The 13,939-nt window shown below is 56.8% G+C and carries 13 protein-coding genes; 2 read left to right on the top strand and 11 right to left on the bottom strand.

The window, feature by feature from the left end:
• Positions 1–386: 386 nt before the first annotated feature.
• Positions 387–2,129, bottom strand: a complete 1,743-nt coding sequence (gene ggt, locus HX778_RS05495) for a gamma-glutamyltransferase (protein WP_176981483.1) — start codon at positions 2,127–2,129, stop codon at positions 387–389.
• A gap of 122 nt (positions 2,130–2,251) precedes the next feature.
• Between ggt and HX778_RS05490 the strand changes: the two genes are divergently transcribed.
• Positions 2,252–2,614 carry a DUF2756 family protein gene (locus tag HX778_RS05490; protein ID WP_176981482.1) on the top strand — a complete coding sequence of 121 codons (363 nt, stop codon included), beginning with the start codon at positions 2,252–2,254 and terminating at the stop codon, positions 2,612–2,614.
• Positions 2,615–2,618: 4 nt separating this feature from the next.
• Here the strand turns inward: HX778_RS05490 and ugpQ are convergent, their stop codons facing one another.
• The 10 genes from ugpQ to livK all read right to left on the bottom strand — a co-directional run bounded on the left by ugpQ (position 2,619) and on the right by livK (position 13,082).
• Positions 2,619–3,359: a glycerophosphodiester phosphodiesterase gene (ugpQ, locus tag HX778_RS05485; protein WP_176981481.1), complete on the bottom strand. Its 741-nt coding sequence runs from the start codon at positions 3,357–3,359 to the stop codon at positions 2,619–2,621.
• On the bottom strand, positions 3,356–4,426 hold the full coding sequence (locus tag HX778_RS05480; RefSeq protein WP_176981480.1) for a sn-glycerol-3-phosphate import ATP-binding protein UgpC: 1,071 nt from the start codon (positions 4,424–4,426) through the stop codon (positions 3,356–3,358). The genes ugpQ and HX778_RS05480 overlap by 4 nt, the downstream gene beginning before the upstream one ends.
• Before the next feature lie 9 nt (positions 4,427–4,435).
• Positions 4,436–5,281, bottom strand: coding sequence for a sn-glycerol-3-phosphate ABC transporter permease UgpE (ugpE, locus tag HX778_RS05475; protein WP_176981479.1), 846 nt, complete (start codon positions 5,279–5,281; stop codon positions 4,436–4,438).
• Positions 5,278–6,165, bottom strand: a complete 888-nt coding sequence (gene ugpA / locus HX778_RS05470; protein WP_176981478.1) for a sn-glycerol-3-phosphate ABC transporter permease UgpA — start codon at positions 6,163–6,165, stop codon at positions 5,278–5,280. Before ugpA ends, ugpE begins: the two co-directional genes overlap by 4 nt.
• A 117-nt stretch (positions 6,166–6,282) precedes the next feature.
• Positions 6,283–7,599 carry a sn-glycerol-3-phosphate ABC transporter substrate-binding protein UgpB gene (gene ugpB / locus HX778_RS05465; protein WP_038477935.1) on the bottom strand — a complete coding sequence of 439 codons (1,317 nt, stop codon included), beginning with the start codon at positions 7,597–7,599 and terminating at the stop codon, positions 6,283–6,285.
• Positions 7,600–8,119: 520 nt separating this feature from the next.
• Positions 8,120–8,833 carry a high-affinity branched-chain amino acid ABC transporter ATP-binding protein LivF gene (livF, locus tag HX778_RS05460; protein ID WP_081948189.1) on the bottom strand — a complete coding sequence of 238 codons (714 nt, stop codon included), beginning with the start codon at positions 8,831–8,833 and terminating at the stop codon, positions 8,120–8,122.
• Position 8,834: 1 nt separating this feature from the next.
• Positions 8,835–9,602 carry a high-affinity branched-chain amino acid ABC transporter ATP-binding protein LivG gene (livG, locus tag HX778_RS05455; protein WP_038477929.1) on the bottom strand — a complete coding sequence of 256 codons (768 nt, stop codon included), beginning with the start codon at positions 9,600–9,602 and terminating at the stop codon, positions 8,835–8,837.
• On the bottom strand, positions 9,599–10,879 hold the full coding sequence (locus tag HX778_RS05450) for a high-affinity branched-chain amino acid ABC transporter permease LivM (protein WP_176981477.1): 1,281 nt from the start codon (positions 10,877–10,879) through the stop codon (positions 9,599–9,601). Before HX778_RS05450 ends, livG begins: the two co-directional genes overlap by 4 nt.
• Positions 10,876–11,802 carry a high-affinity branched-chain amino acid ABC transporter permease LivH gene (livH, locus tag HX778_RS05445; RefSeq protein ID WP_166867959.1) on the bottom strand — a complete coding sequence of 309 codons (927 nt, stop codon included), beginning with the start codon at positions 11,800–11,802 and terminating at the stop codon, positions 10,876–10,878. The genes HX778_RS05450 and livH overlap by 4 nt, the downstream gene beginning before the upstream one ends.
• Positions 11,803–11,972: 170 nt before the next feature.
• Positions 11,973–13,082 (bottom strand): high-affinity branched-chain amino acid ABC transporter substrate-binding protein LivK, encoded by a 1,110-nt coding sequence (gene livK / locus HX778_RS05440; protein ID WP_176981484.1) that lies wholly within the window; start codon positions 13,080–13,082, stop codon positions 11,973–11,975.
• A gap of 398 nt (positions 13,083–13,480) precedes the next feature.
• Here livK and panM point away from each other — a divergent pair, with 398 nt between their 5' ends.
• The gene (gene panM, locus HX778_RS05435; RefSeq protein WP_176981476.1) at positions 13,481–13,861 is read left to right on the top strand and encodes an aspartate 1-decarboxylase autocleavage activator PanM; all 381 of its coding nucleotides are present in this window, start codon (positions 13,481–13,483) and stop codon (positions 13,859–13,861) included.
• Positions 13,862–13,939: the final 78 nt, after the last annotated feature.

The following is a 13,939-nucleotide window of genomic DNA, read 5'->3' as shown; positions in this document are numbered from 1 at the left end:
AAGGGTGTGGCTGTAAGTCTTGAAGCGACTGTGACGTTCTGTGTAGCTGCGGGTTTGAAGCGAGGCTCGGTTCCGGCTTAAATCGCCTCCGTTTTCTCTCCGACTGGCCAGGGTCCGGACGTCGGGAACGGCCGGAGGCTGAGAGCGTCGGGAACGCGTCTCAGCCGACCCAGGACTGGGAGATAAAACGGAGGTTTACCGCTTGCGGCGATTTATTTGGCCGGGAGTCCGGGGTCTCGGGGGAATGACGGTGATTCTCCCGAGACGTTCACCGGTGCAGTGGCTAAATATGAAACAGCGCTGGAAGTGAACGGAATATTAACCAGCCCTGCACAATCGTCGGTATTTGTGTCTAAGAGACAGCCCCCGCATGGAGAAGAAGGCAATCAATACCCCGTGGTTAAATCATCCACTGAACGCGGATCGGACGCGCCATACAGCTTCCCATCGGGCGCAATCATAATGCTCTGTGTGCTGCCCATCGCGGCCTTCACCTCGACGTTCTGCCCTTTCTCTTTCAGCAGCCTCAACGTATCCGGGCTAAAGCCTTTCTCCACCCGCAGTTCGTCAGGCAACCACTGGTGATGGAAGCGTGGCGCATTGGTCGCTTCTGCCACGTTCATGCCAAAATCAATGCTGTTTACTACCATTTGCAGCACGGTAGTGATAATTCGGCTCCCGCCGGGACTGCCGGTTACCAGCCAGGTTTTCCCGTCTTTCACCACTATGGTGGGCGACATAGAAGACAACGGGCGTTTGTGTGGCCCCACGGCGTTGGCCTCCCCGCCCACCAGCCCGTAAACGTTCGGCACGCCCGGTTTGGCGGAGAAATCATCCATCTGGTTGTTCATCAGGATGCCGGTGTTACCGGCGACAATCCCGGTGCCGAAGGTGGTATTCAACGTATAGGTCACCGCAACCGCATTGCCGTCTTTATCCACGACGGAGAAATGCGTGGTCTGGTTGCTTTCGTACGGGGCCAGGTTACCCGGCTTGATTTCGCTCGACGGGCGAGCCTTGTTGATATCAATTTTCCCGGCCAGCGATTTGGCATAAGCCTTGCTGGTCAGCGCCTGCCAGGGCACCTTCACGAAGTCCGGGTCACCAAGGTATTCCGAGCGATCCGCGTAGGCATATTTCTCCGCCTCGGCCATGATCTGCAGGGTGTCCGCGCTGCCAAAGCCGTACTTCGCCAGATCGAAGTTTTCAAGGATATTGAGGATCTGCACGATGTGGATCCCGCCGGAGGACGGCGGCGGCATGGAATAGACTTCGTAGCCACGGTATTCGCCGCTGACGGGCTGGCGCTCAATCGCCTTGTAGTTGGCCAAATCCGCCTTGCTTATCAGCCCGCCGTTCTTTGCCATCTCTTCGGTAATCTGGTCGGCAATCGCCCCTTTATAGAAGGCATCCGGCCCCTGCTCAGCAATCATTTCCAGGCTTTTCGCGAGGTTGGCCTGCACCAGCTTGTCGCCTTTCTGCAGCGGCTCTCCGTCCGCTTTCCAGAAAATAGCCTTGCTGTTGGCATGGTTCGGGATCACTTCCGCGCCGTACTGTTTCAGGTCATCTGCCAGCGCATCGTTCACTATGAAGCCGTCCCGCGCCAGCTTAATGGCGGGCTGCACCACTTTGTTTAGCGGCAGGGTGCCGTACTTTTCCAACGCCAGGCTAAACCCGGCCACGGTGCCCGGCGTGCCGGAGGCAAGGTGCGACGTTAGCGATTTCTTGCTATCGGCATTGCCTTTATCGTCGAGGAACATATCCCGGCTGGCCTTTTCCGGCGCCATTTCCCGGAAGTCGATGGCGGTCGTTTTGCCGTCTTTGGTGCGCAGCATCATAAAACCGCCGCCGCCGATGTTGCCCGCCTGCGGGTGCGTGACCGCAAGGGCATAACCTACGGCAACCGCAGCATCCACTGCGTTACCGCCCTGCTTTAAGATATCGACGCCAACCTGAGTCGCCGCCGCATCCACCGAAGCTACCATGCCGTGTTCCGCGCGTACCGGATGATAAACATCCATTTCCACGCCATAGGAGACAGGCGGAGGAGCGGCAATCACCGTCAAGCACAGCCCGATAGTCAGCGCCGGAATGGCGACCCAGCGCAAAATTTTCCACTGCTTTATCATCGTTATATCCTCATTTACCCGGGGAAAGTCCCCGCTTAATCCTGGTTCACAAATCCGAAATAATCATCGTGATGAAGGAAACCGAGTAAACTTAGGGGAACCCCTGATGGGAGGAGATAACGATGAAAAAGGTATGGCTTCTGGCAGCCTTGCTGCCGCTAACCGCGCTCGCACAGCCGCTCAACACCACCAACAACCCTAACCAGCCGGGCTATCAGAACCCGAGCCAGCAGCGGATGCTGACGCAAATGCAAACGCAGCAATCCCAACAGCAGGGGATGTTAAAACAGCAGATACAAACGCAGAGCAAGCTACAGCAACAGCAGCTTCAGACGCAGTTGAACAACAATCAGCAGCGCGTCCTGCAGTCGCAGCCGGGCATAAGCCAGCAGCCGTTGCCGAACACCAATGGTGGGATGCTAAAAGGAAATAACGGCGGCATGCTGAAGCAAAGTGGTTCAACGCCGCCGCCGGTCACGCCGTAAGGCGTTATGCGGAGAAGTTCGGACCTATCTCGTCGATGCGATCGGTACAGATAGCATCGACGCCCCACTGCAGCAGCACGGCCGCGCGGTGGGGAACGTTCACGGTATACACCAGAATGTACAATCCGGCCGCTTTCAGCGCCTTCACCCGAGCCTCATCTAACAGCTGATGATTCAGGTGAATAGACACGCACTGTAAGCGGGTGGTCAGTTCCTGCCAGTCATCACGCCATTCATCCAGCAGCAGGCCGCGAGGCAGTTCAGGTGCAGCAAGCTGGGCGGCTTCCAGGGCTTCAATCTCGAAAGAAGAAAGCAGCGGTGCCGTTTGCCCGGCCCACAGTTCCCGAGCCGCCAGAGCAACCACTTTCCCGGTTTCTGTTTCCAGCCCGGTGGTTGGTTTAATCTCGATATTTGCCATCATGCCGTGCTGTTTACAACGCTCGGCCACCTGAGAAAGCAGCGGCAGCGGCTCACCGGCAAATTCACGGCTGAACCAGCTTCCGGCGTCAACCTTCAGCAGATTGTCCCAGCTCAGCTCGCCGGCAATGCCCCAGCCGTTGCTGGTGCGCTCAAGCGTGTCGTCGTGCAGCAGGAAAATTTGCCCGTCGCGGGACAGCTTGGCGTCAAACTCAATCATCGTGTGGCCGTAACGTGCCCCCACGTCGATTGCCGCGAGGGTATTTTCCGGTGCCAGCTTACCGCCGCCACGGTGGGCGACGATTTTTGGATAGGGCCAGTTGCTCATAAACGTTGTCCGTTTTTGCCATCAAAAAAGTGCAGATATTCTTCCGGCAGATGAACCCAGAGCGTAGTGCCCGGCTGCGAGCGTTCCTGGTGCCCAAGGCGAATCACCACCTTTTGCCCACCCCAGCGGCCGTGTACCAGGTTATCAGCGCCCAGCATTTCAAGGGTTTCCACCACGATTGGTATGCCACCTGCTTCCTGAGAGCTTATCGCAATATGTTCCGGGCGGATACCCAGCGTCATCGGGCGGCCAACCCACTGTAAACGCTGGCTACCCATCGGCAGCGCATCGCCGCCGTTCAGCTCAAAGCGTGAACCATCGATGCTGATATTTCCATCCAGCAGGTTCATCGCCGGCGAGCCGATAAAGCTTGCCACAAAGCGGCTGGCAGGGCGTTCGTAAACCTCAACTGGCGTACCAATTTGCTCCGCAATACCTTTGTTCATCACCATCACGCGCTGGGCGAGGGTCATCGCTTCCACCTGGTCGTGCGTCACGTACAAGCTGGTGGTTTTCAGGCGGCGGTGAAGCTGCTGAAGTTCAAGACGCATCTGCACGCGCAGCTTGGCATCAAGGTTGGACAGCGGTTCGTCGAACAGGAATACCGCCGGGTCACGCACGATGGCGCGGCCCATGGCGACGCGCTGACGCTGGCCGCCGGAAAGCTCTCGCGGGCGGCGGGTCAGCAGCGCATCCAGCTCCAGAATACGAGCGGCTTCCAGCACCTTCAGGCGAATCTGCTCTTTGCCCAGGCCACGGATTTTCAGGCCCCAGGCCATGTTCTCTTCTACCGTCATGTGCGGGTAGAGCGCGTAGTTCTGAAATACCATCGCGATGCCGCGCTCTTTGGGTTCCATGTCGGTGACGCGCTGGCTGTCAATCCAGATATCGCCGCTGGTCACCTGCTCCAGCCCGGCCACCATACGCAGCAGCGTAGATTTACCGCAGCCGGAAGGCCCGACCATCACGATGAACTCGCCGTCCGCAACGTCAACCGTCAGCGGCTGAATCACCTGGGTTTTACCGTCCCAGCTCTTGGTTACTGCCTGTAATTTTAAACCAGCCATGAAAGGTTCCTACTTCTCACTATCAACCAGACCACGCACAAAGGCGCGCTGCATAACTAAAACGATAACAACCGGTGGGACGAGCGTCAGCAGCATCGCTGCCATGACCTGGTTCCACTGCGTGACGCCATCACCGCTGGCAATCATGCCCTTGATCCCCGCCACGGCGGTGCCGAGGTCAGCATCGGTGATAATCAGCAGCGGCCAGAGATACTGGTTCCAGCCGTAGATAAAGGTGATCACGAACAGCGCCGCCAGGTTGGTTTTGGACAGCGGCAGCACGATGTCGAAGAAAAAGCGCATCGGCGAGGCGCCGTCGATGCGGGCCGCTTCCATCAGCTCGTCTGGCAGCGTCATGAAAAACTGGCGAAACAGGAACGTGGCCGTGGCCGACGCCATCAGCGGCAGCGTCAGGCCGGTGTAGCTGTCGAGCATTTTCAGGTTAGAGATAACCTCAACCGTCGGGAAAATACGCACTTCGACCGGCAGCATCAGGGTGATAAAGATCATCCAGAAGAACAGGTTACGCAGCGGGAAGCGGAACCAGACGATGGCGAAAGCCGACAGCATCGACACGGCGATTTTACCGATGGTGATCACCAGCGCCATCACCGTGCTGTTAAACAGCAGGCGGCTGAACGGCGCGCTGTTGACCGCCACGCCGTTAGTCCAGATGTAGCTAATGTTTTCCCACAGATGAGTGCCGGGGATCAGCGTCATCGGCGTGTCGAATACCGCTTTGTTATCCAGCGTCGCGGCAACAAACGCCACGTACAGCGGGAACAGAATGACGATGATGCCCAGAATCAGCATGGTGTGGCTGAAGATAGTCAGCCCGCGACGGTTCTCAATCATTGGTAGCGCACCTTACGTTCAACGAAGCGGAACTGAACCACCGTCAGGACAATAACCAGCAGCATCAGCACCACCGATTGCGCCGCCGAGGAAGAGAGATCCAACCCGGCAAACCCTTCGCGATAAATCTTGTAGATAAGCGTGGTGGTTGCCTGCACCGGGCCACCGCCGGTTGCCGCGTCAATCACCGGGAAGGTGTCGAAGAAGGCATACACCAGGTTCACCACCAGCAGGAAGAAGCTCACCGGGGCGATAAGCGGCAGCGAGATAAAGAAGAAGCGGCGAACGGGGCCGGCTCCATCAATCGCTGCGGCTTCCACCAGCGAGCGCGGAATCGACTGCAGGGCGGCGAAGAAGAACAGGAAGTTGTAGCTGATCTGCTTCCACACTGAGGCAAACACCACCAGGAACATCGCCTGGCCGCTGTTTTGCGCGTGGTTCCAGTTATAGCCAAACTCTTCCAGTGTGTGGGTAATCAGCCCGCGCCCTGGGTTGAACAGGAAGATCCACAGCACCGCGGCAATGGCGGGCGCTACGGCGTAGGGCAGCAGCATCAGCGTCTGATAAAGACGGCTGCCGCGCACCACATAATCCACCAGCGCGGCGAAGAACAGCGAAGCCAACAGCCCGCAGCCCGCCACCAGGCCACTGAAGATTATGGTGGTGTAGAAAGAGTCCAGATAATAGCTATCGTGGAACAGCTGCACGAAGTTATCCAGGCCAACAAAGTGGCTGGACAGACCAAACGGGTCAAGGTTTTGCAGCGAGTACCAGAGAGCTTCACCCGCTGGCCAGATAAAGAAAATGACGGTGATGATCAGCTGCGGCAGGACCAGCGCATAGGGTAGCCAACTTGAACGGAACACCGGGCGAGATGATGACATAGGGTTACTCGATTAATGTTATTACAGGCGGTGCTTTGCCCCTCAGCACAACGCTCTCCTTTGACAGAGAGCGCCGTACTCTGCTCCCTCCCTTTCGGGTGAGAGCGAGGGTAGAACTTAAGACTTGGTAGACTGCTCGAAGCGGCGCAGCAGCTGGTTACCACGCTCAACGGAAGCGTCCAGCGCCTGCTGAGGCGTTTTCTTACCGGTCCAGACAGACTCCAGCTCTTCGTCAACCACGGTACGGATCTGCGGCATGTTGCCCAGACGCAGGCCTTTGGTGAACGGCAACGGCGGCTTGTTCAGCATCTGGCGAGTGGCGGTATCCGCACCCGGGTTCTTGTCGTAGAAGCCTTCTTTACGAGTCAGGTCGTAAGCGGCGGTCGTGATCGGCAGGTAGCCGGTTTTCTGGTGCCATTCAGCGGCGATTTCTGGCTTAGCCAGGAATTGCATGAACTCGGCCACGCCGGTATAGGTAGGCTTGTCTTTGCCCTGCATCACCCACAGGCTTGCACCGCCGATGATGGCGTTCTGTGGAGCGCCTTTCACGTCTGCGTCGTAAGGCATCATGCCTACGCCGTAGTTGAATTTCGCGTACTGACGGATGTCAGCCAGGGAGCCGGAAGACGCGGTAGTGATCGCGCAGTCGCCGTTGTAGAACTTCTCGGTGGACTCGTCTTTACGCCCGTAATAGGTGAAGTCGCCTTTCTTGTTCATCGCTTCCAGCAGGGCAATGTGTTTCACCTGCTCAGGTTTGTTGAACTCCAGAACTGCGTCAGTGCCGTCAAAGCCGTTGTTTTTGGTCGCAAACGGCAGGCCGTGCCAGGCGCTGAAGTTCTCCAGCTGGATCCAACCCTGCCAGCCGCTGGCGTAGCCGCACTTCATGCCCGCTGCGCGCAGTTTGGCGCTGTAGTCAGCCACATCCTGCCAGGTTTTAGGCGGCTGATCCGGGTTCAGGCCAGCTTTCTTGAAAGCGTCTTTGTTGTAGTACAGCACCGGAGTGGAGCTGTTGAAAGGCTGGGACAGCAGGTGGCCCGTTTTGGAGTCGGTGTAGTAACCGGCCACGGTCGGTACAAACTGAGACTCGTCGAAGCTGATACCCGCATCTTTGAATACTTCGTAGACCGGCTTGATCGCTTTAGAAGCCATCATGGTCGCGGTGCCGACTTCATACACCTGCAGGATGGCCGGGGCGTTACCGGAACGGTATGCCGCGATGCCCGCCGCCAGGCTCTGTTCGTAGTTGCCTTTATAAACCGGCACAATTTTGTAATCAGGGTGCGTTTCGTTGAAACGGTTTGCCAGAGAATCCACTTCTTTACCCAGTTCCCCGTCCATTGAATGCCAGAAAGGAATCGTGGTAACGGCCATCGCCTGGGAGGCAAATGCCAGACCAAGCGTCAGCGCTAAAGCTGTGTGTCGTAACGATGTCATTCGGTTATCTCTCTTGTTGTGCCGGATGCGCGAAATCACGCGTTTTATGCTCGCGAGGTAACATGACACGCTCGAATGACAGAAAAATAACGGCTGGATGACAGAATAGTTACAGCGGAGTGAATGAAATGTTTCGTCGTCGACGGGAGATATATTTTCTTTCTGCCTGCAGGGAGCTACTTCTTATACACATTTTCCTTCCAACATCTTCCTGGCAACCCAGGCGCCCGGCGAGCTCATCGCCGCTGAAGCGGTAAACCCACCGGCNNCCCCGCCTGAGTTGGGTCATCACCGGGGGCGATGAGAGCCGGGAACAAGGGCGTGGCTGCATGTAAAGCTGCAATTGAAGTGAACGGAACATTAGCCGAACTTTCATAGAACATATTTGTAGCTAAGGAACAGCCCACAGGCAGAGGGTGCAAACAAAACGGGGTTGCCTGATGCCCTCACCCCGCCCCTCTCCCACAGGGAGAGGGTGCAAACAAAAAAAACGGCAACCGAGGTTGCCGTTTTGCTTTTATTAGCCGCCCAGATAAGCGCTTCTTACGGCTTCGTTCGCCAGCAGCGCATCGCCGGTGTCTTCCAGCACCACGTGGCCGTTTTCCAGCACGTAGCCCCGGTCGGCCAGCTTCAGCGCCTGGTTGGCGTTCTGCTCCACGAGGAAGATGGTCATTCCTTCGCTGCGCAGCTGCTCGATGGTGTCGAAGATTTGCTGGATGATGATCGGCGCTAACCCCAGCGACGGTTCATCTAACAGCAACAGACGCGGCTGGCTCATCAGCGCCCGGCCAATCGCCAGCATCTGCTGTTCGCCGCCTGACATGGTGCCCGCCCGCTGAATACGGCGCTCGTGCAGGCGCGGGAACAGATCGTAGACGCGCTTAATGCGGTCCTGGAACTGGTCACGCTCGGCAAAAAAGCCGCCCATTGCCAGGTTCTCTTCTACCGTCATGCGGGAGAAAACGCGGCGCCCTTCCGGCACAATCGCCACGGCTTCACGCATGATGCGCGCGGTGTGCCAGTCTGTAATATCTTTGCCATCAAACACAACGCGACCGCTGGTGGCGCGCGGGTCACCGCAAAGCGTCCCGAGCAGCGTGGTTTTGCCCGCGCCGTTGGCGCCGATGAGCGTAACAATTTCGCCTTGTTTAATATGCAGACTGACCTCGTGCAGCGCCTGAATCTTTCCGTAGTGGGCGCTCACCTTGTCAAACGACAGCATTACATTTTCCATCTTAAGCCTCACCCAGATAGGCGCGAATGACGTCAGGGTTGTTGCGGATTTGCTCCGGCGTGCCGTTGGCTAACGGCGTTCCCTGATTCACCACGTAGATACGGTCAGAAATCCCCATGACCAGCTTCATGTCATGCTCAATCAGCAACACCGTGGTGTTGTGGTGATTACGCAGCTCCATGATCAGCTCATCCAGCTCATGGGTTTCTTTCGGGTTAAGGCCAGCGGCAGGTTCGTCCAGCATCAGAATCTCCGGCTGAGTCACCATGCAGCGAGCAATCTCAAGGCGGCGCTGGTCGCCATAGGCGAGGTTACTCGCCTGGCGGTTAGCGTGCTCCAGCAGCCCGATACGCTCGAGCCAGGTTGCCGCTCTGTCCAGCGCTTCGCTTTGGGCACGACGGAAACCCGGCGTCTTCAGCAGCCCGGAGAACACTCCGGTTTTCAACTGCTGATGTTGGGCCACCAGCAGGTTCTCAATCACCGTCATTTCACGGAACAGGCGAACGTGCTGGAAGGTACGCACCACGCCCATGCGCGCAATCTGCTGGCCAGGTAAGCCTTCCAGATGCTGGTCACGAAGCATAATGGTGCCGCCGGTTGGCTTATAAAAGCCGGTCAGGCAGTTAAATACCGTGGTTTTACCGGCCCCGTTCGGGCCGATAAGCGAAACAATTTCCTGTGGATGCAGCTCGAGCGAGACATTGTTGACGGCCAGCAGGCCGCCGAAACGCATCATCAGACCGCTTACGGATAACAATGGCTGACTCATGCCTGCTCTCCTTTCACTACTTGCTCTTTCCTCAGTTTCACGTGCGGGCGCGTCATCGGCAGCAGGCCCTGTGGACGCCAAATCATCATCAGCACCATCAGGCCACCGAGCACCAGCATGCTGTACTCGTTCAGGTCACGCATCAGCTCGCGAGAGACAACTAGCAGGACAGCGGCCAGAATTACCGCGAACTGCGAGCCCATCCCGCCCAGCACCACAATCGCCAGCACAAACGCCGACTCGGCAAAGGTGAAGGATTCCGGGCTGACAAAGCCCTGACGTGCGGCAAACAGCGTCCCGGCAAAACCTGCGAACGCGGCGCTAATAGTGAATGCGGTCAGTTTAATACGAGTTGGGTTCAGGCCCAGCGAGCGACAGGCGATTTCATCTTCGCGCAGCGCTTCCCAGGCACGGCCCAGCGGCATACGCAGCAGGCGGTTAATCACGAACAGCGACAGCACCACCAGCAGCAGCGCAACCAGATAAAGGAAGATAACCCTGTCGCTCGGGTCATAGGCCACGTTAAAGAAGTTGCTGAAAGTATCCCAGCCGCCTTCGCGCGCGGTACGGCTAAACTCCAGGCCGAAGAAGGTGGGTTTTGGGATCTGGCTGATGCCGTTAGGGCCGCCGGTAATCTCGGTATTGTTCAGCAGCAGGATACGGACGATTTCGCCGAAGCCCAGCGTCACGATCGCCAGATAGTCACCGCGCAGGCGCAGCACCGGGAAGCCGAGCAGGAAACCCGCAGCGGCAGCGACCAGGCCCGCCAGCGGCAGGCAGGTCCAGAAGCCCAGGCCGTAATAGTGGTTCAGCAACGCAAAGGTGTAGGCACCGATGGCATAAAAACCGCCATAGCCCAGCACCAGCAGCCCAGACAGCCCGACCACCACGTTCAGTCCCAGGCCGAGGATGATGTAAATCATGGTTAACGTAGCAATGTCTACGGTGCCACGTGAAACCAGGAATGGCCAGGCTACCGCCGCTACCAGCAGCGCCCCCAGGAACAGCTTCTGCTTAACCGTGGAGCCGTCCAGCGCCGGCAGCACAAACTTCGGCCCGGACACTTTCTTCATACCCTTCTGGAACAGCGGGCGCAGCAGCTGGAACGCCAGCACCACAGCCGTGCCGATATAGACCCATTCCCAGCGCACGGAAGGCGCGCTGTTCACCACCAGTTTGGTGCCGTCCAGGCTCAGCTGAACGCCCATAAATACCGATGCTAAAACAAAGAACATGGCTGCCGAGAGCAGCGAAAAGACAACATGCATCGGTTTCATACTTTCTCAACCTCCGGACGACCCAGGATCCCGGTAGGCATCACCAGCAGCACCACAATCAGCAGCGCGAAGGAGACGACGTCTTTATATTCCGTGCTCAGATAGGCAGAGGTCAGCGCTTCGGCCACGCCGAGGATCAGGCCGCCAATCATCGCGCCAGGAATGCTGCCGATGCCGCCAAGTACCGCGGCGGTAAAGGCTTTCATGCCCGCCATAAAGCCGATGTACGGGTTGATTACGCCGTAGAACTGGCCCAACAGCACGCCGGCCACCGCCGCCATCGCCGCGCCAATCACGAAGGTGAGCGAGATAACGCGGTCGGTGTTAATCCCGAGCAGGCTGGCCATTTTCAGGTCTTCTGCACAGGCACGGCAGGCGCGGCCCATGCGGGAATAGCGGATAAACAGCGTCAGCGCCAGCATGGCGAGGAAAGTCACTACCCAGATAACCAGCTGCATGGTGGTGATGGTGGCGGTGAAGTTATCGCTCGCCCCCACAATCCACTGCCCGTTAAACAGGCTTGGCAGCGCGATGTCGCGCGAACCTTCCGTCAGGCTGACGTAGTTTTGCAGGAAGATGGACATCCCGATGGCGGAAATCAGCGCAATCAGGCGCTTGGAGTTACGCACCGGCCTGTAGGCCACGCGCTCAATGCTCCAGCCATAGGCGCTGGCGATGATAATCGCGCCAATAAAGCCTGCGCCTACCAGCATCCAGCCCACATCAATTCCGAGCATCATTAGCGCGGCGATGATCATGAAAGAGACGTAGCTACCGATCATATACACTTCGCCGTGGGCGAAGTTGATCATGCCAATAATGCCGTACACCATCGTATAGCCGATGGCGATCAGCGCATAGGTACTGCCCAGCGTGACGCCGTTAAACATCTGCTGCAGGAAGTAGAGAAACTGCTCGGACATAACTTAACCTTTCCAAACCCGTATGGACGGGATATTGAATCCACTCTAAATAATTCGAGTCGCAGGAAGGCGGCAAGCTTGCTCATCCTCAGGAGCATACATAAGTATGTGACTGAGGTGGGCATGCGCAGCCAACGTACCTGCGGCTCGAAGTATGACGAGTGGTCGCCTTACTTCGCCACAGAGGACGAACCATCGGCGTGCCACTGGAAGACACCAAATTCAAATCCTTTCAGATCGCCTTTCTCATCCCAGTTCAGCGGCCCAATCACGGTGTTCGCACCGTGTGCTTTTAAATCTTTCACCAGCACAGCAGGATCTTTGCTGCCGCTGCGGTCCATGGCGGTGGCCAGAGACTGAACTGCCGCATAGGTGATCCACACGTACGGGCCGCTCGGGTCTTTCTTCGCCGCTTTCAGTTCATCAACGATAGCTTTGTTGGCAGGATCCTGGTCGTAGCGCTTAGGCATGGTGACCAGCATTCCTTCGCCAGCAGGTCCGGCGATGTTGGACAGGGAAGCGTTACCCACGCCTTCCGGCCCCATAAACTGGGTTTTCAGGCCTACGGCGCGTGCCTGACGCAGGATCTGCCCCATTTCCGGGTAGTAGCCGCCGTAATACACGAAGTCGATATTTTCTTTCTGCAGACGCGCGACCAGGGTGGAGAAGTCTTTGTCCCCGGCGGTGATCCCGTCGAAGAACACGATGTTCGCCCCGCCTTTTTTCAGGCCGTCCTGCACGGCACGCGCCAGGCCTTCGCCGTACTGCTGTTTGTCGTGGATGATAGCTATGCGCTGCGGCTTAACGTGCTCCAGAATAAATTTGGACGCCGTCGGGGCCTGGGAGGAGTCGAGGCCAGCGGTACGCATAATCATGCCGTAGCCGCGCTGGGTCAGCTCAGGGTTGGTCGCACCCGGAGTTATCATCAGGATGCCTTCATCTTCATAGATGTCGGAAGCTGGCTGGGTGGAAGAAGAGCAAAGGTGACCGATAACGTACTTCACGCCGTCGTTAACGATCTTGTTGGCAACCGCTACGGCTTGTTTAGGATCGCACGCGTCGTCATATTCAACGCCGACCAGCTTGTCGCCTTTGATCCCGCCCCTGGCATTGATGTCTTTGATAGCCTGGCGAGCACCGTTAAATTCCATGTCGCCCCACTGCGCTACCGGGCCTGACATTGCCCCGACAACAGCCACTTTAATATCTCCAGCGGTTGCCGCGTGAGACACAGCCAACGCCACCAGCCCGGCAAGTAATGTCTTCGCGTTCATCTTCATTCGTTCCATCCCCATAACCTGGTTAAAAAGCACGCAGTACTTTTTATAATCAATGTTCATTTTTATCAGTGCCTTGAAGGAGTTAGCGGTAAATTTCACAATTTATCAGGCTAAACTCTCTATTTTTCAGGCGATTAAGTAGAGATAATATTCTGTATTTCGCCATAGTTAAACAAAAAAAAGCACTGAAATCAGCATAAAATAGCGGTACAAAGAGCCGAACAATTCACTGGATTTTAGTGCTTTATCCTGGTCATGATTCAATCTGCCGCGTTTAAGGCTGGCTTAGCTTTACGACAAAAAGTAATCAACTGCTGAGCGGGATAAAAAAGATAAAGCGTCTGAGGCAAATAAATTGGTTACACTCGTGGTTTCCCCGCTTTTTGGTTAGCTCACTTATGAAACTCACTATCATTCGTCTGTTTGAGTTTAGCGCTCAGGATAAAATTGACCTCGGTAAGATCTGGCCGGAATATTCCAGCGATTCGCTGACGCTTAGCGACAATGAAAGGATCTACGCGGCAAAATTTAACGATCGCCTATTGGGCGCGGTGAGAGTGACGTTGACCGGTAAACAAGGTGCGCTGGATTCGCTGCGAGTACGTGAAATTACCCGCCGCCGGGGCGTGGGTCAGTATCTGCTGGAAGAGGTGATGCGGGATAACCCAGCGATTACGCACTGGTGGCTGGCAGGTGTCGGCGTTGAAGACCATGACGTGATGACGGCGTTTATGCAGGCTTCGGGGTTCCGGGAGCTGAGCGGCGGCTGGGAGAAGTAAACTGCCCTATGAAGGTACGCCTAAGATTCCGTTCACTTCCAGTCCTGCTTCACATGTCATCACAGAACTTGTGAACGA

Source organism: Cedecea sp. P7760, assembly GCF_013386425.1.
GTDB lineage: Bacteria > Pseudomonadota > Gammaproteobacteria > Enterobacterales > Enterobacteriaceae > Cedecea > Cedecea selenatireducens.
The sequence above is the reverse complement of the archived record's forward strand: the minus strand, read 5'-3'. Positions and strand labels throughout refer to the sequence as shown.